The sequence below is a fragment of the Streptomyces sp. NPDC004435 genome, from assembly GCF_042873895.1.
Taxonomy (GTDB): domain Bacteria; phylum Actinomycetota; class Actinomycetes; order Streptomycetales; family Streptomycetaceae; genus Streptomyces.
In genome coordinates this window covers 90,087-115,213 of the sequence record NZ_JBIAMB010000001.1, presented here as the reverse complement: position 1 = coordinate 115,213, position 25,127 = coordinate 90,087, and the positions used below count along the sequence as shown (strand labels likewise).

Genomic DNA, 25,127 nt, shown 5'->3' with positions numbered 1-25,127 from the left:
TCATCGGAACAATCGCCGCCAGGTCTCCGGGCCCGGGTAGCCGTCGGCCGCCGCGCCGCGCCAGCCCTGTGCCCGCTGGAACGCCTCGACGTTGCGGCGGTCCGCCTCCGTCCAGCGCGGACCGGGTCCCGACAGGTAGTGCTTGCCGAAGCCCCGCTTCACCAGTTGTTTGCCCAGCTTCTCCACATATGCGTTGGATTGGCCCGGACGGAAGGAGCCACGCCCGGGGAACCCCTTCGCATCTGTGCTCGGACCGCTCGAACCACTCGAACCGCCGATGTCCCGGCCCCCGCCCGACACGAGGAGCCGCCAGGTGTGCGGGCCCGGCAGACCGTCGGCCTCCTTGCCCTTCCAGCCCTGCGCGCGCTGGAACGCCTGGGTGGCCCTGCGGTCGGCCTCGCCCCACTTCGGACCGGCTCCCCGCGCGTAGTAGCGCTTGCCGCCGCGCTCGATCAGCATCCGCCCGAGCTCGGTGACGTACGCGTTGTCCGCGCCGGGTCCGAACCGCGCCCCGCCCGGGTACGCCGAGCCGCCGGGCGCCGTCGCGCCGCCGCCCGCGCCGGTGCCGCCGCCGGCCAGCCCCTTGTAGCGGTAGGCCACGTACCGGTCGGAGTTCTCCCAGTACGCCAGCGGCGTGGCCTGCCTCCGGGTGCGCGGCTTGGTCTGCTCGTAGGCGAGGTACGAGCTGTGGGTGTGGTCCGTCCAGCCGCCGAAGATCGTCACGTGCGAGCCCCGGGTCGGATTGGCCGGGTTGTGGAAGAGCAGGATGTCGCCGGGCTGGAGCCGGGTCCGGTCGATGCGGACGGCGAAGCGGTCGAGGCTCCCCGTCCACTCGTTGCTGCTCAGGTTCCAGGCCATGGAGATGAAGCCGGAGCAGTCCTGGCGGTACCCGTCCGACCAGTACTTCTCCATCGAGTACGGCACCTGCGCCGAGACCCACTTCCTGGCCCGGTTGACGATCTCCGTGCGGGTGGTCCTCCGCAGCGCCCCGGCCGAGATCTGACTGGTCGTCGGGACGGCCCCCGGGGTGGGCCCGCCGTCACCCCGCCCGGCCGGGCCGTGCAGCGGGGCGGGGCCGCCCTGCGGGGTGTCGGCGTCCCGGACGGCACCCGCGGTGTCCACGCCGGCCACCGCGACACCCGGATCGGCCGCGACGCCCGGATCGGCCGGGAGCGCGGGCGCCTGCGCCGTCACGGCGCCGCTCACCCCTCCCCCGCCGAGCACCGCACCCGCCGCCGTCACCAGCACCAGGGCCCGGCGGGCGCCGTGCGCCGCCGGGTGGCCGCCCGCGCGGACCGGCAGGCCCAGCGCGAGGTCCCGGCGGTGCCGGGCGCAGCCCGGGCAGCCGCAGTCGGGCGCGGGTTCGACTTCCTCGAAGACCGGCACGCTCATGCGCTTCCCCTCCACACTCGTCAAGATCTTCTGAGCCTCGTTTCGGGCGCCAGTTTCTCAACTGTCTGGACAAATCGCATTTTGACGGATCAACGGCCTGATAAGACCATCCGACAGGCCGGGAGCGGGCGTCGCAGGTCAGAAGCACCCCCGGGCGTCGGGTAGAGTTATCTCTGTCAGCAGGCGCCGCTAGCTCAGTTGGTTAGAGCAGCTGACTCTTAATCAGCGGGTCCGGGGTTCGAGTCCCTGGCGGCGCACGGACACAAGAAGGCCCCTCGCGAGAGCGAGGGGCCTTCTTGCTGCCACCGGTCAACTACTGTGCGTTGCGGGCCAGTTCCAGGGCGTACGCGTCGAACCACTCGCCCGCCCTCGGGCCGCCCCGGCACTCCCCGTCCGACTCGCCGGGGCGCTTGATCCACACGTAGGCGCTCACCAGCGGGTCGCCGGTGAGCGTGGTCGGGGGCACGCCGAGCGCGCGGCCCGGCGGGTTGCACCAGTTCTCCGCCGGATCGCCCTCCGTGTACGGGCCGTTCCCGTTGCGGCTGGTGTCGACGACGAAGGGCTTGCCGTCGACGAGGGCGGAGAGCCGGCGCCCGTACGCGACGCTCTCCTCGGTCGTGCGGAAGTTCGAGACGTTCACCGCGAAGCCGTCGGCGGCGGCGATGCCGGCCTGCCGGAGCGGTGCGGCCACCTTCTCCGGCGCGGCCCATCCCGGATTGCCGGCGTCCACATAGACGGTGACCCCCGGCTGCCGCTTCAGGCGCCGGACGGCCTCCTCCAGCAGGGCGTACCGCTCGGCGTGGAGCTGCTCGGCGACGCAGCCGTCGACCATCTGCATCACCGCGTCCGGCTCCAGGACCACCGTGGCCCGCCGGTCGCCGATCCCCCGGGCCACGGCGTCCACCCAGGCCCGGTACGCCGTCCCGTCGGGCGCGCCGCCGGCCGAGTACTGCCCGCAGTCGCGGTGCGGGATGTCGTACAGGACGAGGAGCGCGGGCAGGCCGGCCCGCGTCGCCGCCCCGGTGAGCTCCCGCGCCTCCGCCTCGGGGCGGTCGGGGCCGATCCACTCCGCGGCAGGCCGGCCGGAGATCAGGCCGAGCAGCGCGGCCTCGGCGTCCCGGCCCGCCGCGCGGTGGGCGGCGACGGCACGGGCGGCCTTGCCGTCCGGATTCACCCAGTAGGGCGCCTCGGCCGGTGCCGAGGGGGCGGGTCCCGGCGCGCCCCGTTCCGCCGGGCCGGGCGCCCCGCAGGCCGTGGCGGCGAGGAGCGCGAGGACCGCGGCGAGGGGGCGGGGAGGCGTGCGGACGGCGCCGCCGGGGCCGTACGCGCGGGGGTGGGGACCGGGCTTCGGGGGGCGCGGTGTTCCGGCGGCGTGCGGGCGTGCGGGCATGCGGGCCCCTCGGGCGCGTGCGGGGTGTCGGAGTCGTGACCATCGTGACACGGCAGCACTCTGGGCCGTGCGAGGCACGGCGCTCTACAGTGTGCGGAACTCCCGCCTCCCGCGGCGGTTCCGGGCTCCTCCCGCGGCCCGTGAGCCCGCGGTCGAGGACCGGCCCGGCCGGCGGCCCGTGGGACGCGGCCCGCCGGCCGGAGCCAGGTCCTCCCCGGTCCCCGGCCCCTCCACCAGGGGCTACTCCGCTCCCGTCAGATACGCCGAGACGACGACGTTCGCCGTGTAGGCGCCGGTGGCGCGGTCGAAGGTGCCGCCGCAGGTGATGAGGCGGAGCTCGGCGCGGCCGGGGTCGCGGGGGCCGTAGACCGCCCGGGGGTCGAAGGCGTCGCGCTCGACCACGCGGACGTCGTCGATCGTGAAGACGGCGACGGATCCGTCCGTCCGGGTGACGCGGACGGTCTCGCCGGGGCGGGCGGCGCTGAGGGCGTAGAAGACGGCGGGGCGGGTCTCGGTGTCGACGTGGCCGACCAGGAGGGCGGGGCCGCGGGCGCCGGGCGCGGTGCCGGGGGCGTACCAGCCGACGGTGTGCGGCTGCTCGTACGGCGGCGGGTCGACCGCCCCGGTGGAGTCGAGGCCCCGGGGGACGACGGGGGCGTCGATGCCGAGGGCGGGGATCCGGACGCGGCTCGGTCCGGCCGTGGCGGACATCGGCTGCCGGGAGGGCGGCAGGTCCACTCCCGGCGGGCGCCCGACCGCCGCGATGTCGCCGTGCGTCGGGGCCGAGCTCCCGCTCGGGCCCCAGGCGGCGTCGCGGCCCCAGAGCCAGAGGCCGAGGAGCAGGACCGCCCAGGCCACCCCGGCGACCGGGCGGCTCGACGCGGCCACGGCTAGGCCGTGCCTTCGCCCGATCCCGTGGGGGCCGCCCCCTCCTGGTCCCGGCGGCGGGAGCTTCGGAAGGCGACGGCCACGGCGGCCACCGCGGCCATGCCGAGGCCCAGCAGGGTGTAGGGGGTGCCGAGCCCTTCGCCGCTCGCCGTCTGGGCGACGCCGGGGGCGGCCGGGGCGGCGAACGCGGCGGTGCCGCCGCCGCCCGCGCGGACCGGGGCGACCGGGGTGACCGGCGTCGGGCGGTGGGTCGGCTCCCGGTGGTGCTCGACCGTGAGGGTGCCGACGTCGGGGTGGTCCTGTCCGTCGCAGGTGACGGAGACCTTGTACGTGCCGTCGCGCAGGCCCGTGCGGAGGGTGGCGCCGCCGGAGAGGCCGCGGCCCCGGTCGCGGCCGGTGAGCTCGGCGTCGGCGACGAACGCCTGGGACCTGGCGGCGCCGGTGGTGCCCCCGCAGCCCTTGACGCGGATGTCGACGTCCGCGCCGGGGGCGGCGGTGGCCGGGGTGACGCCGGCCTCGACTCCGTCGCGGGCGAGGGCGGTGCCCGCCGTGGGCGCGAGCACCAGAACCAGTGCCGCCCCCGTGGCACGGAGAGCGATGGAACCTGAACGCATGGTGACCTCCTGGTACTGGCAGGGTCACCCGGTTCGCCGCTTTCCGCATCCGCAGGGGCGGCGGGAGCGGCCTCAGACGCGGTCGACGATGTCCGCGATCGACTTCACGATCTTGGAGGGGCGGAAGGGGAAGCGGTCGATCTCCGCCTCCGAGGTCAGGCCGGTGAGCACGAGGAAGGTCTGCATGCCCGCCTCCAGGCCGGCGAGGATGTCGGTGTCCATCCGGTCGCCGATCATCGCGCTGGACTCGGAGTGGGCGCCGATCGCGTTGAGGCCGGTGCGCATCATCAGCGGGTTGGGCTTGCCCGCGAAGTACGGGTCCTTGCCGGTGGCCTTGGTGATGAGGGCGGCGACGGAGCCGGTGGCGGGGAGCGGGCCCTCCAGGGAGGGGCCGGTCTCGTCGGGGTTGGTGCAGATGAAGCGGGCGCCGTTGTTGATGAGGCGGACGGCCTTGGTCATGGCCTCGAAGGAGTACGTCCGGGTCTCGCCGAGGACCACGTAGTCGGGCTCGTGGTCGGTGAGGACGTAGCCGATGTCGTGGAGGGCGGTGGTGAGGCCGGCCTCGCCGATGACGTACGCGGTGCCGCCGGGGCGCTGGTCGTCGAGGAACTTGGCGGTGGCGAGCGCCGAGGTCCAGATGTTCTCGACGGGGACGTCGAGGCCCATGCGGCGGAGGCGGGCGTGCAGGTCGCGGGCGGTGTAGATCGAGTTGTTGGTGAGGACCAGGAACGGCTTCCCGGTCTCCCGCAGCTTCGTGATGAACGCGTCGGCGCCGGGGATCGGGACGCCCTCGTGGATGAGGACGCCGTCCATGTCGGTGAGCCAGGATTCGATCGGCTTGCGCTCTGCCATGGGTGCGGGACTCCTGCCGTACGTGACGTGCGTGTGCTGGGGGCGACGCGACAGCGCTGTGGCGACGCCCCCAGCGTAGGCCCTCCCCGCTCACGCGGGCAGGGTCGGGGAGCGGGGTCCGGTGCGTGCAGCTGCAAGGCGGAGGAAGGAGGCGACGCGGAGCGTCGACGACTGACGACAACGCGGCAGATGTGCGCACCGGACCCCGCTCCCCGACCCTGCCCGCGTGGGCGGGGAGGGCCTGGGGTCAGGAAGTGGTCACGGTGACCCCGTCGATCGTCCAGTACCAGTTGTTGGAGCCGGTTTGACTTCCGCTCCCCGCCCTAGAGGGCAGGGATTCCTGCCACGGTCGGCTGACCGTCTCGGCGGGTTCCTGCTTCACCGCGCTGCGCCGGTACGCGTACCGGTCTTACCTGCGCTCCACAGGCCGACACCGCCAGTCCGGCGGCCTTGGCGACGTTGACCGCCGCGTTGATGTCCCGGTCGAGGACGGCCCCGCAAGCACGGCACGTCCACTCCCGGATGTGCAGGGGCTTGGGGCCGTCCTTGACGCCGCAGACCGAGCAGATCTGAGAGGTCGGCTCGAAGCGTCCGATGCGGGTGAACCGGCGCCCGTACATCGCGGCTTTGTACTCCAGCATCGCGACGAACGCGGACCATCCCGCATCGTGCACGGACTTGGCCAGCCGCGTACGGGCGAGGGCCTTCACCGCCAGGTCCTCGACGGCGATCGCTTGGTTGTCGCGAACGATCCGTGTGGAGAGCTGGTGGTGGAACTCCCTTCGCGCGTCGGCCACTCGCGCGTGAGCGCGGGCGACCTTGACACGGGCCTTGGCCCTGTTGCTACTGCCCTTCGCCTTCCGGCTGAGGCGCTTCTGTTCACGCTTGAGCTTCTTCTCGGCCCGGCGCAGGAAACGCGGGGCACCGACCTTCGTGCCGTCGGACAGGACGGCGAAGTGCCCCAGACCCAGGTCGATGCCGACGACCTGTTCCTTCCCGGGCAGCGCCTCGGGCTCGGTCTCCACGACGAAGCTCGCGAAGTATCTACCGGCCGCGTCCTTGATCACTGTCACCGTCGACGGAACGGACGGCAGCGCGCGGGACCACGCGACCCGCACCTCTCCGATCTTCGGGAGCGACAGGTCCCCGCCGGGCGTGATCTTCCAGCGGGCGTTGGCGGTGAACCGTACCGCCTGCCGATTGTCCTTCCGGGACTTGAAGCGGGGTGCGCCCGTGTGCGGGCGCTTTCCCTTAAGGCCGTCGAAGAAGTTCCGATAAGCGGAGTCCAGGTCCCGCAGGGACTGCTGCAGCACCACGGCGGACACGTCACCGAGCCAGGACCGATCCCCGGTCTTCTTCGCCTCGGTGATCAACAGCTTGGACAGGTCGCCGGCCTTCGGAAACGGTTCGCCCGCGGCGCGAGCGGTCTCACGCGCGCGCAGCGCGTCGTTGAACACGACGCGAGCGCACCCGAACGCCCTTGCCAGTGCGGCGCGCTGAGGCCCGTTCGGGTACAGACGGAAGCTGTACCTCAATTGCATGCCGATCACCGTACAACGGCCGACTTACTGCTGCTTATCAGAACATCTGTACTGATCGACTCCGTACGTGTCAGAGCCCCTCCACAGAAGAGCGCTACGGACCGACACCCCTGATTTCTCAGGGGCGTCGGTCCGTACCCGTTATCTTTCCGCGATCCTTGGAGGGGGTCGAGGGTCGGTGCGGTGAACTCTCAGCTGCCGGTCGCGGACTTCCACGCGTCCACGTAGGAGGTGAGGTTCTCGTCGATGTCCGCCCAGTCCGGCTCGAAGATCTCGACGCCGTCGATCAGCCGGGCCAGCTCGATGGCGTTGGCGTCGGTGGCCTTGATGTCCTTGCGGGCGGGGAAGCCGCCGCCGACGGCGCTGACCTCGCGCTGGGCGCCCTCGCTCAGCATGAAGTCGAGGAGCTTCTTGCCGTTCTCGGTGTGCGGGGCCTTGTCGACGAGGCCGGCCGCGTAGGGCAGGGCGAAGGTGGTGGGCTTGCCGCCCTCCTTGGCCGGGAACCAGATGGCGAGGTTCGGCATGGACTTGGCCTGGGCGAAGTTCATCTGCACATCGCCGTTGGCGACGAGGAGTTCGCCCTTGTCGACCTTGGGGGCGAGCTTGGAGGTGGAGGAGGACGGGCCGACGTTGTTGGCCTGGAGCTTCTTCAGGTACTCCATGGCGGGCGCCTGGCCGCCGAAGTCGTGCATGGCCTTGATGAGGACGGCGGTGCCGTCGCCGGCGACGCCGGGGGTGGAGTACTGGAGCTTGTTCTCGTACTTCCCGTCGAGCAGCGCCTCCCAGGTGCCGGGGGCCTCGGGCAGCTCCTTCTTGTTGTGGATGAAGCCGAAGTAGTTGTTGACGACGGAGGTCCAGGAGCCGTCGGCGGCCTTGTCGCCGCCGTCGACCTGGTTCGCGCCCTTCGGGGTGTACTTCTGGAGGAGGCCCTTGGAGCCGGCCTGCTGGATGAAGGGAGGGAGGGTGACGATGATGTCGGCCTGCGTGTTGGACTTCTCGCGGAGGGCCCGCTGGACCATCTCCCCGGAGCCGCCCTCCACGTACTTCACCTTGATGCCGGTCTCCTTCTCGAAGTCGGCGAAGACCTTGTCGTACCAGCCGTCGCCCTTCTCGCCCTTGAGGCCGTCGGCGCTGTAGACGGTGACGACCTTCTCGTCGGAGGCGGCGGAGGAGCCGCCGCAGGCGATGAGGGTGACGGCGAGGGCGAGGGCGCCGGTGACGGCGGCGACCGGCTTGGCGTACGTAACCATGGCGTGGTTCTTCTCCTGCGTGAGGGTCAGGGCCTGTCTGTCAGACAGGCCCTAGCGGTAGGACGCTCTGGTGCGGATACGGGAGACGGCGAGCAGGACCAGCAGGGTGGCGGTCATGAGGACCACGGCCAGCGCCGATCCGGTGAAGAGGGAGCCGCGGTCGGTGGCGGTGAAGACCAGCACCGGCAGCGGCATCCAGTCCGGCGGGTAGAGCATCATCGTGGCGCTCAGCTCCCCCATGGACAGGGCGAAGCAGAGCCCGGCGGCGGCGCTCAGCGAGGGCAGCAGCAGGGGCAGCTTGACCCGGAACAGGACGTACGAGGGGCGGGCGCCGAGTCCGGCCGCCGCCTGCTCGTACATCGGGTCGAGGCGGCGGATCGCCGCCGAGACCGACTGGTGGGCGAAGGCCGTGACCAGGACGGTGTGGGCCAGGATCACGATCCAGCGGGTGCCGTTGAGGAGCAGCGGCGGCCGGGAGAAGGCCACCAGGACGGCGAGGCCGACGACCACCGACGGGACGGCGAGCGGGAGCACGAAGAGGCCGTCGAGGAGCCGGCGGCCCCGGCCGCGCAGCGAGGCGGCGGCGAGCGCGGCCCAGGTGCCGAGGGTGAGGGCGAGGAGGCTCGCGGCGACGGCGGTGACGAGGCTGGTCGTCAGGGCCTGGAGCGACTCGCCGCGGACGGCGGCCGTGTAGTGCTCGGCGGTCGGCCCGGAGGGGAAGGCGCCGGACCAGTGGGTGGAGAAGGACGCGGCGACGATGACGAGGAGGGGGACGGCGAAGAGCGGGACGAAGAGGACGGCGAAGACGAGCCAGGAGGCGGCCCGGCCCTTGCGGCTATGCACCAGCACGGCGGCTCACCACCCGGTAGAGCGTGTAGAGGCCGACGGAGATCACGACGTTGACGACCGCGACGACACAGGCGGCGGCGTAGTCGGATTCGAGGATGGCCTTGGAGTAGACGAGCATCGGGAGGGTGGTGACGCCCTTGGCGCCGGTGAAGAGCACGATCCCGAACTCGTTGAGGCACATGACGAGGACGAGGCTGCCGCCGGCCGCGAGCGCGGGCAGTGCCTCCGGCAGGATCACCTTCCGCACGATCCGCGCGGGCCGGGCGCCGAGCGAGGACGCCACCTCCAGCTGGGCGGTGTCCAGTTGGGAGAAGGCGGCGAGCAGCGGCCGCATCACGAAGGGCGTGAAGTACGTGATCTCGGCGAGGAGCACGCCCCACGGGGTGGTGAGGAAGTGGAACGGCCCCTCGGCGGCCCCCGTCGCTCCCGTCCACAGCCCGTTGGCCATGCCGACCGTGCCGTAGACGAAGAGCAGGGCGAGGGTGATGAGGAAGGAGGGGAAGGAGAGGAAGACGTCGATGAAGCGGGAGACGGCCTTCGCCCCGGGGAAGGGCACGAAGGCGACGATCAGCGCCAGGACGAAGCCGAGGACGAGACAGCCGACGGTGGCGCCGACCGCGAGCCACACGGTGGTGAGGAGCGCGTCCCAGAAGGAGGCGGAGGAGAACACCTCGGCGTACGCGCCGGGCGCCAGCGACTCCTGGACGACGAGCGCGAGCGGGTAGAGGAAGACGAGCCCGAGGACGGCGACGGGGGGCAGGGCCCAGACCCAGGTGGGGACGGTACGGCTCCGGGGCGGGCCGGCGGTCGTGACGACCGGGGGCGCGGTGGCCTGGGCGCTAGCCATCGTTCACCCCCGCCGCCAGCAGCACCGCGTCCTCGGGCGCGAAGTGCAGCACGACCTCCGAGCCGAGCGGCGGCGTGTCCCGCAGCTCGCGCACGTCCGCCTTCACGCGGTGCCCGTCGACGTCGACGTACAGGCGGTGGGTGGCGCCCCGCCACTGGACCTCGGCGATCCGGCCGCGCAGGGCGTTGGGGCCCTCGCCGAGGCCGATGAGGTGGGGGCGTACGCAGAGGGTGGCGGCGGCTCCGGCGGCGGCTTCGCCGACCGGGACCTTCAGGCCGGTGCCGGCGAAGTCGACGCCGTCGGCGCCCACCCGGACCGGCAGCAGGTTGGCGTTGCCGACGAAGGAGGCGGTGAACTCGGTGCGGGGCCGCCGGTACAGCTCCTGCGGGGTGCCGCAGTCCTGGAGCCGGGCCCGGTCCATGACGGCGATCCGGTCCGCGAGGGTCAGTGCCTCGACCTGGTCGTGGGTGACGTACAGGACGGAGACGTCGGGGAGTTCGCGGTGGAGCCGGGCCAGCTCGGCGAGCATGCCGGAGCGGAGCTGGGCGTCGAGCGCGGAGAGCGGCTCGTCGAGGAGGAGGACGTCGGGGCGGATGGCGAGGGCGCGGGCGATGGCGACGCGCTGCTGCTGGCCGCCGGAGAGCTCGCGGGGGTGGCGCTCGGCGTACGCCGCCATCCCGGTCATCTCCAGCGCCTCGGCGACCCGGCCGGGGATCTCGGCCTTGGGGTGCTTGCGGGCCTTGAGCCCGAAGGCCACGTTCTCCCGGACCCGCAGGTGCGGGAAGAGGGCGTACTGCTGGACGACCATGCCGATGCCCCGCTTGTACGGCGGGAGGTCGGTGACGTCGCGGTCGCCGATGTACACGCGGCCGACGGAGGGCGTGACGAAGCCGGCGACGGTGCGCAGGGCGGTCGTCTTGCCGGAGCCGGAAGGGCCGAGGAGGGCCATCACCTCACCGGGTTCGACGGTGAGGGTGAGCGCGTCGAGGACGGTGGTGTCCCCGTACGCGACGGACACGCCGTCGAAGCGGATGCCGCTGGTCACGACTCGTACTCCCTGATCGCCGCCGGGAGTCCGGCGATCGAGGCGAGGACGTGGGTGGCGCCGGCCTCCTTGAGGGCGGGCTCCGCGTGGGCGCCGGTGAGGACACCGGCGACGAGCCCGGCGCCGGCCCGGGCGCCGCTGAGCATGTCGTACGAGGTGTCGCCGGCGACGGCGGCCCGGCGCACGTCGTCGACGGCGGCGGTGCGGAGGAAGGCGGTGAGGACCATGTCCGGGTACGGGCGGCCGCGGCCGCCGGCGTCGGCCGGGCAGAGGGTGAGGTCGGCGAGGTCCCGCCAGCCGAGGGCGTCGAGGATGGCGTCCTGGGTGACGCGGGCGAAACCGGTGGTGAGGACGACGGTGCGGCCCTGCTCGCGGAGGGCGGCGACGGTCTCCGCGGCGCCGGGGACCGGGGCGATCCGGCCGCCGTCGACGAGTTCGCCGTACGCCTGCTCGAAGGCGAGGTTGGCGCGGCGGGCGCGGTCCTCGTCGCCGCCGAAGAGGTGGCGGAAGACGGTGATCTTGGATTCGCCCATGGTGGCGCGGACGTGGCCGATCATCGTCGCGGGGTCCTCGCCGAGGCGTTCGGCGGCGGCGGTGAAGGCGGCTTCGACGAGGCCGTCGTCGGCGACGGTGGTGCCGGCCATGTCGAGGACGATCAGGTCGAGGGTGTTCTTCGTGGTCATGCGTGTCACCAGCCCAGTTCGTTCGCGGTCGTCTCGGCGATGGCGGGCGAGCAGGTCATGCCGCGCCCGCCGGGTCCGGTCACGAGCCAGACCCCGTCCCTCACCCGCTGGCGGTGGACCACCCGCGTGGTGTCCACGCACTGCGCGTACACCCCGGCCCAGCGGCGGCGGATCGCCGGCAGGGGGCGGCCGAGCAGGGACTCGACGACGCGGACCAGGTGCTCGTAGGGGTCCTCGACGGTGTCGAAGGCGAAGGGGTGCTCGTACTCGTGGGTGTCGCCGATGGTCAGTCCGCCGTCGAGGCGCTGCACCATGAGCAGCTGCATCTTGTGCGCGGCGGCGGTCGGATCCTGCGCCTGGCCCGCGTTCAGGGCGTCGAGCGCCCCGGAGGCGTAGGCGGGGTAGTAGCGGAAGGAGTCGGCGTCGGCGACGGAGGTCGTCAGCGGCTCGCCGAGCGGGGCGGTCTGCATCATCTGGAGGCGGACGCGGCGGACGGGGACCGGTCCCGCGACCTCGCGGACCAGGCCGGAGAGCCAGGCGCCGGTGCACAGGACGACGGCGTCGCCGCTGTGCAGGTCGCCGTGGTCGTCGCGGACGGCGTGCTCGCCGACGACCTCGCGGACCTCGCGGTTCGGGAGGAAGGTGTAGCGGCCGGTGGCCAGGAGGGCCTCGCGGAGGGCGAGCTGCGCGGTGCGGGGCTCGACGGCGGCGTCCCGCTCGCACCAGAGGGCGGCGTCGAAGGCGCCGCGCAGGGCCGGGTTGACCGCCCGGGCCTCCTCGGGGGTGAGCAGCTTGTAGCCGCGGGCGGGGGCGTCCGCGCGGGCGACGGCCGCCTCGGCGACGGCCAGCTCCAGCGCGCCCCGGACGGGGGTGAGGGAGCCGATCGCCCGGAAGCCGAGGCGGGGGACGCGGGCGCCGATCCCCTCCCACAGCTCACGGGCGCGCAGGGCGGTGTCGAGCTCCTCGCCGCCCGCGCGACCGCTGACCCAGATCTGGCCGAAATTCCTCAGGGAGGCTCCGCGCGCCTCGGCCTCGCGCTCGATGTGTACGACCTCGTGGCCGCGTTCCACTGCCTGCCAGGCGTGCATGGTGCCCACCACGCCGGCTCCTACGACGATCACCTTCATGCCGTCCACGGTCGGGGCGGTGGGTGACCCGGGCGGGTCGCGCGGACGTCGGGACGGTGAACGGCCCGCCAAGGTTGGCCTAGACCCGTTACCTTCTCGTGATGTTCACGGGTTGCCGGGATCGGTGGGACGCGGGTTACTCCTGGCGGCCGAGGTGGGCGGTGAAGCTGAAGCGGTCGCCGCGGTAGAGCGTGCGGACGCGCTCCAGGGGCCGCCCCCGCTCGTCACGGGAGACGCGGTGCAGCAGGAGCATCGGCAGGGCCGGCGGGGTGCCGATGAGCAGCGCCTCGCGAGGGGTGGCGAGCACCGTCTCGATCCGCTCGTCGGCGTCGCCGAAGGAGATGCCGAGCCGGTCGCGGAGGTAGGCGTAGAAGGAGGAGTCGGGGTCGAACTCGGTGTCGAGGCGCGGGACGCGGGCCTCGGAGACGTACGTGCTCTCCAGGCCGACCCGCTCGTCGTCGGCGAGCAGCACCCGCTCCATGTGCCAGACGGGCTCACCCGGCGCGACGCCGACCTCGGGGGCGAGCGCGTCGGGGCAGGGGAAGCGGTCCAGGGAGACGATGCCGCGGCCGGGGCGGCGGCCCTGGCGGCGGAGGCCCTCGGTGTAGCTGGCGAGGGAGAGCGGCTGTTCGAGCTTGGGCCCCGCCACGACCGTGCCGCGCCCCTGCCGGCGCAGCCTGCCCTCCAGGAGGAGTTCGCGCAGCGCCTGCCGGACGGTCTCGCGGGAGACCTCGTACCGGACGGCGAGGTCGCGCTCGGTGGGCAGCGCGCCCCCCTCCCCCAACTCGTCGACGAGGACGGCGAGTCTCGCCTTCACGGCGTAGTACTTGGGCACCCGGCCGTGCTCCGGGACGCCGGAGCGGACGGGGGCGCCGGGGACGCTCGGCGCGCCGGGGGGAGCGGGGGCGCCGGGGGGAGCGGGGCTGCCGGGGGCGCTCGGGGTGCGGTGCTGGTTCATCCGGGGATCGTCGCAGACGGGGGTGAACGGGCGGGTGTACGGCGGGTGTCCCGGTGGGGGTTCGGGTGGGGGTTCGGGGGCGGGTTCCGGAGTAGGCGGGGAGGTTCGGGGTCGGGGCGGGGGCCTTACGGCGGGCGCGGGGCCGTACGTCAGGTGCGGGGGCCGTTGCGCAGGCGGCGGCCGGCGCGGGCGAGGAGGGTGCCCGCGAGGGCGAGGGCCGCGGCCCAGGGGGCCAGGCGGGCGGCCTCCTCCTCCGGCCCCGTGTGGGCGAGTTCGGGGCGCGGGTGGGTGCCGGTGGCGGGGGGACGGACGGCGGGGGGCGGGGGGACCGCGGACGGGGATCCGTCGGGGGCGGGGGTCGGGACGGTCGTGGGGGTGGGCCTGGGTGCGGTGGTCGCGGACTCGGCCGGAGCGGAGGGGGCGGCGGGCTCGGAGGGGTCGGGCGGCCCGATGGTGAGGCGGTGGTCGTCGGAGCGGCCGACCCAGTCGCCGTCGGCGCCCCGGCGCTGGACGAGCGCGGCGTTGACGACGACCTCGTCGGGTGCGGCGTCGGCCCGGAACGCCAGCCTGACCGGCACGGTGACGGCCCGTCGGGCGGGCACGGAGAAGCCGCCGAACCCGGTGAACGCGCCGACGCTCTCCGCCTCCTCGGTCGCCTCGAACACGACCGGCAGCCAGCGCTCCGCCTCCCCGTCGTAGAACTCCAGCCGGATCTGCTCGGGCCTCAGCACCCGCCCCGCGTCCGCGAGCACGAGCACCGGATACACCCCGGTGCAGTCCCCGCCGGTGGTGTTCCGCAGCTCCAGCTCCCACGCCCGGAACGCTCCCCCGGCGGGATAGTCGCCCGCACCGTCGCGGATCTCGGTGTCGAGCGGGAACCCGGCGGCGGAGGCGCTGCCGCAGAGCGGAGCGGGTACGGGTACGGGGGCCGCGGAGGCGGGGCCGGCCGGCAGGGCGAGGCCGAGCGCCAGGGGCAGGGTGACGGCCGCGGCGGCGCTGCGCAGGGGCCGGGGGGCGGGTGCCATGTGCGGTTGCCTTTGCTGCTCGCGGACGTACGGGACGCCCGCGACGCTGCCACATGCGCCGGCCGGAAACGGGCGACGACACCGCCGCGCCCCCCGACCGCCCGCCGGATCCGCCCGATCAGCGTATGGTCCGACGTTCCTATGAACGGCGGTCCTGGATTCCCCTGTCAGGAGGCCGGGGCGTCGGCCGGAGACGGGGCCAGGCCGAAGACGGGGGCCAGGACGAGGTGGGCCGCGCCGAGGGCCATGGCGTGCGGGGCGGCCGCGACCTCGACCGGGGTCGGGAGGCGGAGGCCGGCGAGCACCGCGGTCACGCCGTCCGCGAAGACCTCGGGCGCGGAGCGGACGACCCGGCCGCCGAGCAGGACCCGGTCGATGTCGAGGAGCCGGACCAGGTTGGCGGCGCCGGTACCGAGGATCCGCGCCGCCCCGGGGAGGTCCCCCCGGGCCACTGCCGCGAGGCAGAGCGCCTCCAGACAGCCGCGAGCGCCGCAGGCGCACGGGTCCCCGTCGAGCTGGACGGTCTGGTGGCCGAGCTCGCCCGCCCCGGTCCGCTCGCCGCGCAGCGGGGCGCCGCCGACGACGAGGCCGGCGCCGAGCCCCGTACCGAGGTGGACGTAGGCGAAGGAGCGGGGCGCCCCGGGCCGGACGGCGAGGCCGAGGGCGGCGGCGTTGGTGTCCTTGTCGAGCGCGACGGGCAGGCCGAGGCGCGCGCCGAGCACGTCCCGTACCGGATACCCGTCCCACACCGCGGCCCCCGTCACCCGCCCCGGCACCCCGCCCCGATGGTCCAGAGGCCCCGGCATCGCGACCCCGACCCCGAGCACCCCCACCCCGGGCACCCTCACACCGGGCACCCCGACCCCGGGCACCCCCACTCCGGGCACCTCGGCACCCCCCGCGACACCGGCCGCGGGAACGGACACAACCGTGGGAACGGGACCGGACGCGGAACTCCGCGGCGGCGGGAGGGGGAGGCCCGCCTCCGCCAGGAGGGCGCGCAGCTCCCGCTCCACGGCGGCGAGGACCGGGACCGGGCCGGCGGCCAGGTCCAGCGGGCCGTGGCGGAGGGCCACGGGGGCGCCGGTGAGGTCGGTGAGGGCGACCGTGAGGTCGTCGCGGTCGAGGTGGGCGCCGACGGCGTACCCGGCGGTGGGGACCAGCCGCAGGACGGTACGGGGCTTGCCGCCGGTCGAGGCGCGGCGGCCGGCCTCCGCGGCCAGGCCCTCGGCGCGCAGCCGGGCGGTGATCTTGCTGACGGCCTGGGGGGTGAGGCCGGTGCGCTCGGCCAGTTCGAGCCGGCTGATCCCCTCCTCCCCCGCCGTACGCAGCAGGTCCAGCACGAGCGCCGTGTTGTGGCCGCGCAGCGCCGACAGGTTCGCGCCGCCACCGGGGTCCCTCGTCATCACCGTCACCGGCTCATTCTGCCTCCTGCTTGCACTTTGGCAACAGCGTTGCTTAAGTGCTGCTCATGACGCCCCTCACCACCCCCCGCCCCCTCCGCGTCGGCCTCGTCGGCTACGGCCTCGCGGGCTCCGTCTTCCACGCCCCCCTGATCGCCGCCTCCCCCGGCCTGACGCTCGCCGCCGTCACCACCGGCAACCCCGAGCGCGCCGCCGAGGCGCGGGCGGCCCACCCGGGCGTCGAGGTGCTCGCCCGCCCGGAGGAGCTGTGGGCGGAAGGCGGCCCGGAGCTCGACCTCGTCGTGGTCGCCTCCCCCAACAAGACCCACGTCCCGATCGCCGGGGCCGCTCTGGAGGCGGGGCTGCCCGTCGTCGTCGACAAGCCGCTCGCGGCGACCGCCGCCGAGGCCCGCGCCCTGGCACGGCTGGCGGAGGAGCGCGGGCTGCTGCTCTCCGTCTTCCAGAACCGGCGCTGGGACAGCGACTTCCTCACCCTCCGCCGCCTCCTGGACGAGGGCGAACTGGGCGAGGTCCAGCGCTTCGAGTCCCGCTTCGAGCGGTGGCGGCCGCGTCCCAAGGGCGGCTGGCGCGAGTCCGGCGCCCCGGAGGAGATCGGCGGTCTGCTGTACGACCTCGGCAGCCACGTCGTCGACCAGGCCCTCGTCCTCTTCGGCCCGGCCGTCTCCGTCTACGCCGAGTCGGACGTGCGCCGCCCGGGCGCGGAGGCCGACGACGACACCTTCGTCGCGATCACCCACGCCGGCGGCGTCCGCTCCCACCTGTACGTGAGCGCCACCGCCGCCCAGCTGGGGCCCCGCTTCCGGGTGCTCGGACAGCGGGCCGGCTTCGTGACGTACGGCCTCGACCCGCAGGAGGCGGCGCTGCGCGAGGGGCTGCGACCCCGCCCCGGCACGGCCTGGGGCGTGGAGCCCGAGGGGCTGTGGGGCCGGATCGGCTCCGGGGAGTCCCCGCTGACCGGCGGCGGGACGCCGGTCGAGTCGGTGCCGGGGGACTACCCGGCGTACTACGCGGCCGTCGCCGCCGCCCTGCGCGGCACCGGCCCGAACCCGGTCACCGCGCACGAGGCGGCCGCCGCCCTGGACGTCCTGGAGGCGGCGCGGCGGTCGGCCCGCGAGGGCGTCACGGTCAGGCTGACCAGCGCGACCGGCGGCGCCGGCGGCTGACGGCGACGAGGACGCCTCCGCCGAGGGCGAGCACGGCCGCCGTCGCACCCATGACGATCTTCCCGGTGCCGGCGCCGGTCTCGGGGAGTTCGCCCCCGCCGTCCGGGCCGTGGTGGCCGCCGGTGTCGTCGCCGTAGCCTCCGCTGTCGGACCCACCGCCGGTGTCGGTGCCGCCGCCGGTCCAGCCGCCCGAGTCGCCGCCGTCGGAGCCGCCGTTCGTCAGGCCGCCGTTCGTGCCCCCGCCGTTCGTGCTCCCGCCGTTCGTGGCTCCGCCGTCGGCGGAGTCGGTCGGGCTGGGGATGGGCTCGGTCGGCGTGGGCGTGGTCTCGGTGGGGGTCGGATCCGTCGGGGTGGGCTCCGTGGGAGTGGGCTCCGTCGGGGTCGGGGTGGTCTCCGTGGGCGTCGGCTCCGTGGGGGTGGGGGTCGTCTCGGTCGGTGTCGGCTCGGTGGGGGTCGGGGTGGTCTCCGTCGGGGTCGGCCCGGTCGGCGTGGGAGTGGTGTCCGTCGGGGTCGGGGTCGGGTCCTCGTCGCAGGACGGCAGGTCGCCGTCGAACGGGTAGTTGTGGATCTCCTGGCCGCCGCCCCCGCCCGGCTCCGACGCGTGGGTCAGGTTGCCGGTGGTGAAGAACCGGCCGTTCATGCCCGGCATGGTGAGGGTGGCGGTGCTGGCCTGGTTGCCGACGAGGACGCTGCCCGCGAACTGCGCGGTGCCCTCGAACTTGACCCGGGTCGCGTCGGGGAAGTTCCACAGCAGCCGGTCGCGGAGCCCCGGGAGGCCGTCGATGTACGTGTCGACGGTCCGGTCGCCGCCGAGGACGTTGACGAGGACGGTCGCGTTCGCTGGGATCCCGTCGAAGCGGATGCCCTGCTGCCCGCCGGGCCCCGACTCCAGGTCGAAGTCGACGTTGAAGACCTGGAGCGCGGAGGTGCCGTCACCGGTGAAGAGGGTCTCGTAGCCCTTGTTGACGGCCGTCCCGGTGGGGGTGCGGGAGGCCCCGTCGACGTACGCGTAGCACTGGCTCGCGGCGGTCAGCTGGTCGCGCAGCGCGGTGTACGGGGCGACGGCGGCGGCGTCCTTGACGGGCGCCGGGGTCACGGTGCCGGTGGCGGTGCCCGCGTACAGCGTCTTGCCGGTGACCGTGCCCTCCTCGGTGAGGAGGCGCTGCCCGGCGGCGACGGTGATGTTCCCGCCGACGCTGAGGAAGGCGGTCCCATTGTCGGGGACGACCCGCGAACCGCCGCCGGCGACGCCGACGTTGTAGACCTGGGAGACGTCCGCGCGCTTGGCCTGGTCGAAGCCGCCCAGCACGACGACCTTGCCCTCGGCCTCCGCGGCGGCCTCGCGGACGAGGAAGTCGCCGCCGACGAAGACGTTGACGGCGTTGTCGCGCCACACGACCTCGCCGTTGTTGGGGTCGGGGTACGTGGGCGGGCACTTTCCCGGCTTGCAGGGGCCGAGCCCTCCGGGCAGCGGATCGGCGGCGCCGGTGCCGGCGAGTCCGCCGACGAGGGCGCCGGAGGCGAGCACCGCGGTGGCGGCGGAGAGGGCGAGACGTGTTCCGCGGCGGGAGGCGCTTCCGTTCTTCACAGGTTCCATACGCCGCAATATGCATAAAAAAGGACGAAAATGACGGCACCCCACGCGGGGTGCCGTCAGATTCGGGCGACGGGCTGCCGTCGCCCGCCGTGCGACGTGTGGCCGGCTGCGAGGTCAGGCGCTCTTCAGCTCCTGGCGCTGGCGGCCGAGGCCTTCGATCTCCAGCTCGACGACGTCGCCGGGGCGGAGGTACGGCTTGGGGTCAGGCTGCCCCATGGCGACTCCGGCGGGCGTGCCGGTGTTGATGATGTCGCCGGGGTAGAGCGTCATGAACCGGCTCACGTACCGGACGACCTCGGCGACCGGGAAGATCTGGTCGGAGGTGTGGCCCTCCTGCTTCAGCTCGCCGTTCACCCACAGGCGCAGGGTGAGGTCCTGCGGGTCGGGCACCTCGTCGGCGGTCACCAGCCAGGGCCCGAGCGGGTTGAAGGTCTCGCAGTTCTTGCCCTTGTCCCAGGTGCCGCCGCGCTCGATCTGGAACTCCCGCTCGGAGACGTCGTGCGCGAGCGCGTACCCGGCGACGTGCGCCAGGGCCTCCTCGTCGGTCTCCAGGTAGCGGGCGGTCCGGCCGATGACGATCGCCAGCTCGACCTCCCAGTCGGTCTTCACCGAGCCGCGCGGCACGAGGACGGTGTCGTCCGGGCCGACGACGGTGTCGGCGGCCTTGAGGAAGACGACCGGCTCGGCCGGGGTGGCCTGCCCGGTCTCGGCCGCGTGGCCGTGGTAGTTCAGCCCGATGCACACGACCTTGCCGATCCGGCCGACCGGCGGGCCGACGCGCAGCCCGGTGGCGTCGCCGGAGCCGCCGTACGCGGGGAGCACCCCGGCCTCGGCGGCGGCGCGGATCCGGTCGAGCGTGGCGGTGTCCGAGAGCAGCCGGCCGTCGACGTCGTCGGCGAAGGAGGACAGGTCACGGAGGGTCCCGTCCCCGTCGAGGAGGGCGGGACGCTCGGCGCCCGGCGGGCCGACTCGCAGCAGCTTCATGGTCTTCTCCCTGTGGTCGAGGTGGGCCCGGGGGGAGGCCCTTCGGTGCCCCGGCCGATGGAGTGCGGCCATCGGAGGATCGTCTGATCCTCCAAGGTTCCCGTTCAGCCCGCAAGACCCCGTTCAGCCTGCGGACCCTTACGCATGAGTAGGGCCCGCTCGACGACGGACCAGGTGGTGCTGGTGACGAGGTAGAGCCCGACGGCGAGCGGGACGACGGCGACGGTCACGACGGTGCCGAAGGAGAGCAGCGGCAGGACCCGCCCCAGCGCCGCGGGCGCCCCTTCCGGCGCCTGCGGCGTCTCCTTGCGCGCCCTGCGGTACTGGTGGGCGGCGACGGCGAGGGCCACCCCGAAGAGGCCGAGGTACACGAGCCCGGCCGGTCCGAAGGGCCCGCCGTCGGCGAGGGCGCCGGTCCACCGCGCGTCCAGCGGGGCGGCGAGGAGGCTGTGCCCGGCCATCCGGTCGCCGGAGGAGAACAGCGCGTACAGGAGGAGGAAGGCGGGCACCTGGAGCAGGCTCGGAAGGATCCCGGCGAACGGCGAGACCTTCTCCTCGGCGTGCAGCTCCAGGATCGCCCGCTGGAGCCGCTCCGGCCGCCGCTTGTGCTTCTCCCGCAGCGCGGCGACCCGCGGCGCGATCCGGACGCGGGCCTGCTGCCCCCGGACGGAGGCCCGGGAGAGCGGGTGGACGGCCAGCCTGACCAGGGCGGTGAGGAGGACGACCGCGGCGGCGGTCGAGGCGCCGTCGGCGAAGGGCTGGAGCAGCGCGGCGAGCCTCTCGACGAGCGCGGCGAAGACGTCGAGGACGGAGGCCGGGAAGACGGTGAGGGCGAGGGGCTCGGGTGCGGGTGCGGAGAGGAGGGGCGCGGAGGAAGGGTGCGCCGAGGAGGCCAGGGACGAGGACAAGGTCAGGGGCAAGGACAAGGTCAGGGGCAAGGACAAGGGAACCCTCCGGGGTTCGTCGTGCCGTGGATGGTGTGTCTCGGCATGACGGACCGCGCGAAGGGGTCTTCGGGCGTGGTGTGCTTGGACCCCTACGCGGCCGTCGGGAGGGAGCGCCCGGGCGCCCTGGGCCGGCTGCGGCCGGCGGCGTCGGGGTCGCGCTGCGGGAGGAAGGCCGTACGGCGGGCCCGGTCGCGCAGCGCGGTGCGGATGAGGGTGGGGGGCACGGCCGGAGCCGTACGCGCGCCGACGAGGGCGCAGAGGACGGCGGAGGCGGCGAGGACGACGCCCGCGCCGACGGCGCCGTCGGAGAGGAACGTCCCGGCGAACGCGAGCGCGAGGACGAGCGGGAGGAAGAAGGCCAGGAGGGCGGGGAGGAAGGCGGGGGGCGCGACTCGGCGCGGGACCAGACTCCCGCTCATCACACCCCCCGTTCCCCGGACTTCACTGTCTGCCAGGTGGGACGAACGGCCGTACGGGAGAGTTCCCGGTCCGTTCAGGAAGCGGCCGGCTCCAGCGGGACGAGGAGGCGGCGGGGGGCCAGGAGCGCGCGGGCGACGGGGTCGGCGGGGTCCGGGTCGAGTCCGGCGCCGGGGCGCATCTCGATGTCGGCGGGGGCCACGGGGAGGCGACAGGCCGGGCACTCGCCGGACGGGCCCAGCTCGGTGCCGCAGGCGGCGTGGTGGAAGTGGCGCATGGGGAAGGTGCCGGGGACCTCGGTCCTGCCCCAGGCTCCGAGGGCCCACAGCACGGGCCAGAGGGCGAGGCCGCGCCCGGTGAGGACGTACTCGTCGCGGGGCGGGGAGTCCTGGTAGCGGCGCCGGTCGAGGACACCGGCGTCGACGAGGGCCTGGAGGCGGGCGGCCAGGACGGCACGGGGGGCGCCGAGGTGGGCCAGGAAGTCGCTGTACCGGCGGACGCCGTAGAAGGCGTCGCGCACGACGAGCAGCGTCCAGCGCTCGCCGACGATCTCCAGGGCGCGGGCGATGGAGCACTGCTGCTGGGCGTAGTCCTTGCCGAGGGCCATGCGGACCATCGTATCGAAAAGCCGGTTCATTGAACGAACTCAGCGAGTAGGGTATGAGTTCAGTGACTGAACCGACCGACCGGCCGGACCGAGAGGGCGGAGGCCCCCGTGCGCACAGCCCAGCCGCAGCCACACCCCGATCGCCCTGACCACCCCGACCGTCCTGACCGCCCCGACCTCCCCGACACACCGGCCCGCGGCACCCGCCCCGGCGACGCCTCCGCCCACCCGCCCGCCCGCGGCACGGCCACCCTCGCCGTCACGGCCCTCGCCACCGCCCTCGCGCTGATGAACTACACGGCGCCGATGCTGACCCTCCCGGCGATGGCGGAGGCGTTCGGGACGCCGTCCTCGGCGCAGGCGTGGCTGCTCAACGGCACCCCGCTCGGCCTCGCCGCGCTGCTCCTGGTCGCGGGCGCGCTGGCCGACGCGCACGGCCGGCGCCGGGTCTTCCTGCTCGGCACGCTCGCGCTGGGCGTGACGACCGCGCTCGGGGCCTTCGCCGGCTCGACGGCCCTCTTCACGGCGGCGCGGATCGCGCAGGGCGCGGCGAGCGCGGCGATCCTCGCCGGCAGCCTGGGCCTGCTGGCCGACGCGTACCCCTCGGGCCGCGACCGCGTCCGGGCCACCGGCGTCTGGGGCGCGGCGGTGAGCGGCGGGATCGCGCTGGGCCCGCTGCTCGCGGGGGCGCTCGGCCTGGTGGACTGGCGGCTGGCGTACGTGGCGCTGGGCGCGGCGGCCGTGCTGACGGCGGCGGTGGGGACCCGTACGCTCGCCCGGCCGGCGGCGAAGCCCCGTATCGCCCCGGCCCGCCCCGACCTGGCGGGAGCGGCCACCCTCGCACCGGCCCTCGGCGCGCTGCTGACGGCGCTGACCCTGGGCCGAGACGGCTGGCTGCGTCCCGTGATCGGTCTGCTCCTCCTGGCGTCGGCGGCGCTGACGGCGCTGTTCCTCCTGGTGGAGCGCCGGGTGGCGCGGCCGATGATCGACCTGGGACTGCTGCGGAGGCCGGAGTTCCGGGTGTCGGCTGTGGGGGCGCTCTTCACGGGCCTGGCGGTCATCGGCCTGTTCAGCGTGGTCCCGGCGATGATCCAGCGCGGCGCGGGCATGGCGCCCCTGGTGGCGGCGTGGCTCTTCGTCCTCTGGTCGGGCACGTCGTTCGTGGTGGCGCTCCAGGCCCGCCGGCTCTCGGGCCGGCTCTCGGCCCCGCACCAGCTGGCCGTCGGCTTCGTCCTGTCCGCGGCGGGCGTCCTCGCCCTCCTCGGCGCGCTCGACTCTCCCGACCTCCCCTGGCCGCGGCTGATCGCGGGCCTGGTGGTGGCGGGCGCGGGCAGCGGTCTGCTGAACGCGGCGCTGCCCCGGCTCGCGGTCGACTCGGTGCCCCCGGAGCGGGCGGCGATGGGCTCGGGCGCGAACAACACGGCCCGGTACATCGGTTCGGCGGCGGGCGTGGCGCTGATGCTCGCCCTGTCGGGGTCGGGCCCCGACGCGGCCGTGGTGGCCTCGGCGGTCCTCGCGCTGGCGGGCGTGGTCCTCACCGTCGCAGGGTCGCCCAGACGATGAGCCGGTAGCGGGAGGTGAACTCGGGCGTGCAGGTGGTGAGGGTGAGGTAGGACCCGGTCTTGGAGTACCCGTACGAGGGCTTGACGATCGACCGGGGCACGGGCTGGATGACGCCGGTGTCGCGGGGGGAGGTGACCGGAAGGATCTGGTCGACGCGGTAGGTGTACGTGCCCTCGCGCGTCCGCAGGACGATCTCGTCCCCCTTCCGCAGCCGGTTGACGTACCGGAACGGTTCGCCGTGCGTGTTCCGGTGCCCGGCGAGCGCGACGTTCCCGACCCGGCCGGGGGCGGCGGTGCCGGGGTAGTGCCCCACGTACCCCCTGTCCAGCACCTTGCTCTTGGAGATCCCCTGGGCGACCGGCACCGTCAGCCCGATCCGCGGGATGCGCAGCACGGCGAAGGTCGCGCCGGAGGGCGGCGGGACGGCGGCCGGCGCCGCGGGCGGCGCCGGGGACTCCGTACGCCGGGGAGGCGGGCTCCCGGGCGCGGACCCGGGCGTGACGGACGGCCCGGCGGCGGGCGCGGGCGCGGACGGGGCCGGCCCCTCACTCGTCCCCCCGTCCCCCGCCCCGCTCCCCGGGAGAGAGATGTCCCACTCCCGCTCCAGCGCCCGCACCTCGGCGCCGGCCTCGGCACGGGCCTGCTGGTTGGTCCACCACAGCTGGTGGACGACGAGCAGGAGGATGAGAACACCGCAGGTGACGACGGTCTCGGCGGCGATCCAGAGCGCGCGGGCGAGTCCACGGCGCCCCGAGCGCGCCTGGACGACGACCGGCACCCGCTCCCGTCCCCCACGTCCCCTGTCCCACACGCCGGGCACGATAGGCGCTGCCGCGCCAACTCTCCAGGGCCGTACAGCAGTACGGTGAAGGCATGCGCCCCGACACGCCTGCCGCCCACACCGCCGAAGCCGAGCGTCTGCTGCGCACCGCCGCGCAGTACCCCGGGGACCGGGAGCCGCTGCTGCTCCGGGCCGCGGCCCACCTGGAGCTGGCGAACGACCGGCCGGGGGCGACGGCCCTCTACGACGACCTCCTCGCCGGCGACCCGGCGGACCCGCACCTGATCCGCGCGCTGAAGGCGTCGAACCTGTGGGAGTACGGGCACGAGGCCGAGGCGAGGGCCATCATCGACGGCGTCCGCAGCGCCCGCCCGGCGGACGCGGCCCCGTGGGAGATCGCGGCGGAGACGCTGGAGGCCCACGACGAACTGCAGTCGGCGGAGGCCATGCTGACGGAGGCGGCGAACCAGCTCCTGGCCCCCGGCACGGAGCTCTCCCACGCCACCCGCTCGCTCCTCGCGACCCGCCACCGCATCCGCCGCATGCTGGCCCTGGATCACGACGACCGGGACACCCTGGCGGACCGCCTGCACACCGGCACGATCCCCCTGGACGAACTCCACGACCCGAAGCGCCTGTGGTCCCTCGGCTCCTCCGACCCCACCGAACTCCAGGCCGAGATCGCCCGCCTCCGCTCCGAACTGGGCACCTACCGCACGGCCCTCTCCCGCCCCTTCCCGGTGGCGGTCCTCCACTGGCCCTCCGGTGAACTGGACGAACTACTCGCCGCCTACCCGGAGCTGGAGACGGAGTACCCCACCCACCGCGCCCACCTGACGGACATCGAGGCGTCCCTCCGCGAACTCTCCGCGGCCGGCACCCCCAACCTCGGCATCGTCCGCGCCACGGTCCCCTCCTACGAGGCCTTCGCCGCCTCGGAGTCCCTCCCCCCGTCGACCCCGGCCCTCCTCCCCCAGTACGCCACCACCCTCGCCGCCCGCGCCCGCGCCACCCCTTGGCCCCCTCTGCGCACGGAGGGTTGCTGGTGCGACTCGGGGCGGACTTACGGGGAGTGCCACGGGGCGGCCCAGGAGCAGAGCCCGACCAGCATGTGACGAACGAGGCGAGAGCGTTTGACACAGCCCCAGCAGTCGCGGCGACACTCGTCGGCAGCCGGAGTAGC

24 protein-coding genes and 1 tRNA gene are annotated in these 25,127 nt (G+C 74.4%); 4 read left to right on the top strand and 21 right to left on the bottom strand.

The features are described 5' to 3' along the window. Positions 1-1,392 carry a peptidoglycan-binding protein gene (locus ACFYT9_RS00570; RefSeq protein WP_389160023.1) on the bottom strand — a complete coding sequence of 464 codons (1,392 nt, stop codon included), beginning with the start codon at positions 1,390-1,392 and terminating at the stop codon, positions 1-3. 183 nt (positions 1,393-1,575) lie between these two features. On the opposite strand from ACFYT9_RS00570, the gene ACFYT9_RS00565 reads away from it, so the two are divergent. Beyond that, positions 1,576-1,649, top strand: a tRNA-Lys gene (locus ACFYT9_RS00565). A 56-nt stretch (positions 1,650-1,705) separates the two neighbouring features. Here the strand turns inward: ACFYT9_RS00565 and ACFYT9_RS00560 are convergent. From ACFYT9_RS00560 to ACFYT9_RS00495, 14 genes are all read right to left on the bottom strand, one after another. Continuing rightward, entirely contained in the window at positions 1,706-2,782 is a 1,077-nt protein-coding gene (locus tag ACFYT9_RS00560) for a glycoside hydrolase family 6 protein (protein ID WP_389160021.1), read from the bottom strand. A gap of 240 nt (positions 2,783-3,022) precedes the next feature. Next, positions 3,023-3,670: a class F sortase gene (locus tag ACFYT9_RS00555; RefSeq protein WP_387273666.1), complete on the bottom strand. Its 648-nt coding sequence runs from the start codon at positions 3,668-3,670 to the stop codon at positions 3,023-3,025. 2 nt (positions 3,671-3,672) lie between these two features. After that, on the bottom strand, positions 3,673-4,284 hold the full coding sequence (locus ACFYT9_RS00550; RefSeq protein ID WP_389160019.1) for a hypothetical protein: 612 nt from the start codon (positions 4,282-4,284) through the stop codon (positions 3,673-3,675). Positions 4,285-4,356: 72 nt separating this feature from the next. Further along, positions 4,357-5,136, bottom strand: coding sequence for an HAD-IIA family hydrolase (locus ACFYT9_RS00545; RefSeq protein ID WP_376595502.1), 780 nt, complete (start codon positions 5,134-5,136; stop codon positions 4,357-4,359). A gap of 323 nt (positions 5,137-5,459) precedes the next feature. After that, a complete protein-coding gene (locus ACFYT9_RS00540) occupies positions 5,460-6,677 on the bottom strand; it encodes an RNA-guided endonuclease InsQ/TnpB family protein (protein ID WP_389160596.1) in 1,218 nt (405 codons plus the stop codon). Positions 6,678-6,868: 191 nt separating this feature from the next. Continuing rightward, positions 6,869-7,927 carry a 2-aminoethylphosphonate ABC transporter substrate-binding protein gene (locus ACFYT9_RS00535; RefSeq protein ID WP_389160017.1) on the bottom strand — a complete coding sequence of 353 codons (1,059 nt, stop codon included), beginning with the start codon at positions 7,925-7,927 and terminating at the stop codon, positions 6,869-6,871. Between the two features lie 51 nt (positions 7,928-7,978). Beyond that, entirely contained in the window at positions 7,979-8,776 is a 798-nt protein-coding gene (locus ACFYT9_RS00530) for an ABC transporter permease (protein WP_376595499.1), read from the bottom strand. Continuing rightward, positions 8,763-9,623 (bottom strand): 2-aminoethylphosphonate ABC transporter permease subunit, encoded by an 861-nt coding sequence (locus ACFYT9_RS00525; protein ID WP_389160015.1) that lies wholly within the window; start codon positions 9,621-9,623, stop codon positions 8,763-8,765. Before ACFYT9_RS00525 ends, ACFYT9_RS00530 begins: the two co-directional genes overlap by 14 nt. Continuing rightward, positions 9,616-10,668, bottom strand: coding sequence for an ABC transporter ATP-binding protein (locus ACFYT9_RS00520; RefSeq protein ID WP_389160013.1), 1,053 nt, complete (start codon positions 10,666-10,668; stop codon positions 9,616-9,618). Before ACFYT9_RS00520 ends, ACFYT9_RS00525 begins: the two co-directional genes overlap by 8 nt. After that, entirely contained in the window at positions 10,665-11,351 is a 687-nt protein-coding gene (locus ACFYT9_RS00515) for a phosphonatase-like hydrolase (RefSeq protein WP_389160011.1), read from the bottom strand. The genes ACFYT9_RS00520 and ACFYT9_RS00515 overlap by 4 nt, the downstream gene beginning before the upstream one ends. 5 nt (positions 11,352-11,356) lie before the next feature. After that, entirely contained in the window at positions 11,357-12,478 is a 1,122-nt protein-coding gene (locus ACFYT9_RS00510) for a TIGR03364 family FAD-dependent oxidoreductase (protein WP_387273678.1), read from the bottom strand. A gap of 136 nt (positions 12,479-12,614) precedes the next feature. Next, on the bottom strand, positions 12,615-13,436 hold the full coding sequence (locus ACFYT9_RS00505; protein ID WP_376595494.1) for a GntR family transcriptional regulator: 822 nt from the start codon (positions 13,434-13,436) through the stop codon (positions 12,615-12,617). A 149-nt stretch (positions 13,437-13,585) separates the two neighbouring features. Next, positions 13,586-14,461, bottom strand: a complete 876-nt coding sequence (locus tag ACFYT9_RS00500; protein WP_389160009.1) for a hypothetical protein — start codon at positions 14,459-14,461, stop codon at positions 13,586-13,588. Between the two features lie 167 nt (positions 14,462-14,628). Further along, positions 14,629-15,867: an ROK family protein gene (locus ACFYT9_RS00495; RefSeq protein ID WP_389160594.1), complete on the bottom strand. Its 1,239-nt coding sequence runs from the start codon at positions 15,865-15,867 to the stop codon at positions 14,629-14,631. A gap of 65 nt (positions 15,868-15,932) precedes the next feature. Here ACFYT9_RS00495 and ACFYT9_RS00490 point away from each other — a divergent pair, with 65 nt between their 5' ends. Beyond that, a complete protein-coding gene (locus ACFYT9_RS00490; RefSeq protein WP_389160592.1) occupies positions 15,933-17,048 on the top strand; it encodes a Gfo/Idh/MocA family oxidoreductase in 1,116 nt (371 codons plus the stop codon). Here ACFYT9_RS00490 and ACFYT9_RS00485 read toward each other — a convergent pair. From ACFYT9_RS00485 to ACFYT9_RS00465, 5 genes are all read right to left on the bottom strand, one after another. Next, positions 17,011-18,645 carry a choice-of-anchor A family protein gene (locus ACFYT9_RS00485; RefSeq protein WP_389160007.1) on the bottom strand — a complete coding sequence of 545 codons (1,635 nt, stop codon included), beginning with the start codon at positions 18,643-18,645 and terminating at the stop codon, positions 17,011-17,013. The genes ACFYT9_RS00490 and ACFYT9_RS00485 overlap by 38 nt on opposite strands. Positions 18,646-18,759: 114 nt before the next feature. After that, entirely contained in the window at positions 18,760-19,629 is an 870-nt protein-coding gene (locus ACFYT9_RS00480; protein WP_387273686.1) for a fumarylacetoacetate hydrolase family protein, read from the bottom strand. Between the two features lie 104 nt (positions 19,630-19,733). Next, positions 19,734-20,396, bottom strand: coding sequence for a YidC/Oxa1 family membrane protein insertase (locus ACFYT9_RS00475; protein ID WP_387273754.1), 663 nt, complete (start codon positions 20,394-20,396; stop codon positions 19,734-19,736). A 269-nt stretch (positions 20,397-20,665) separates the two neighbouring features. Continuing rightward, positions 20,666-20,995, bottom strand: a complete 330-nt coding sequence (locus tag ACFYT9_RS00470) for a DUF6412 domain-containing protein (protein WP_376595490.1) — start codon at positions 20,993-20,995, stop codon at positions 20,666-20,668. 74 nt (positions 20,996-21,069) lie between these two features. Continuing rightward, a complete protein-coding gene (locus ACFYT9_RS00465; protein ID WP_387273688.1) occupies positions 21,070-21,600 on the bottom strand; it encodes a winged helix-turn-helix transcriptional regulator in 531 nt (176 codons plus the stop codon). A gap of 108 nt (positions 21,601-21,708) precedes the next feature. On the opposite strand from ACFYT9_RS00465, the gene ACFYT9_RS00460 reads away from it, so the two are divergent. Next, positions 21,709-23,163, top strand: a complete 1,455-nt coding sequence (locus ACFYT9_RS00460) for an MFS transporter (RefSeq protein ID WP_389160005.1) — start codon at positions 21,709-21,711, stop codon at positions 23,161-23,163. On the opposite strand, the gene ACFYT9_RS00455 is transcribed toward ACFYT9_RS00460, so the two are convergent. After that, positions 23,135-23,974, bottom strand: coding sequence for a class E sortase (locus ACFYT9_RS00455; RefSeq protein WP_389160003.1), 840 nt, complete (start codon positions 23,972-23,974; stop codon positions 23,135-23,137). The genes ACFYT9_RS00460 and ACFYT9_RS00455 overlap by 29 nt on opposite strands. A 62-nt stretch (positions 23,975-24,036) precedes the next feature. Here ACFYT9_RS00455 and ACFYT9_RS00450 point away from each other — a divergent pair, with 62 nt between their 5' ends. Beyond that, positions 24,037-25,059 (top strand): SEC-C metal-binding domain-containing protein, encoded by a 1,023-nt coding sequence (locus tag ACFYT9_RS00450; protein ID WP_389160001.1) that lies wholly within the window; start codon positions 24,037-24,039, stop codon positions 25,057-25,059. Positions 25,060-25,127: the final 68 nt, after the last annotated feature.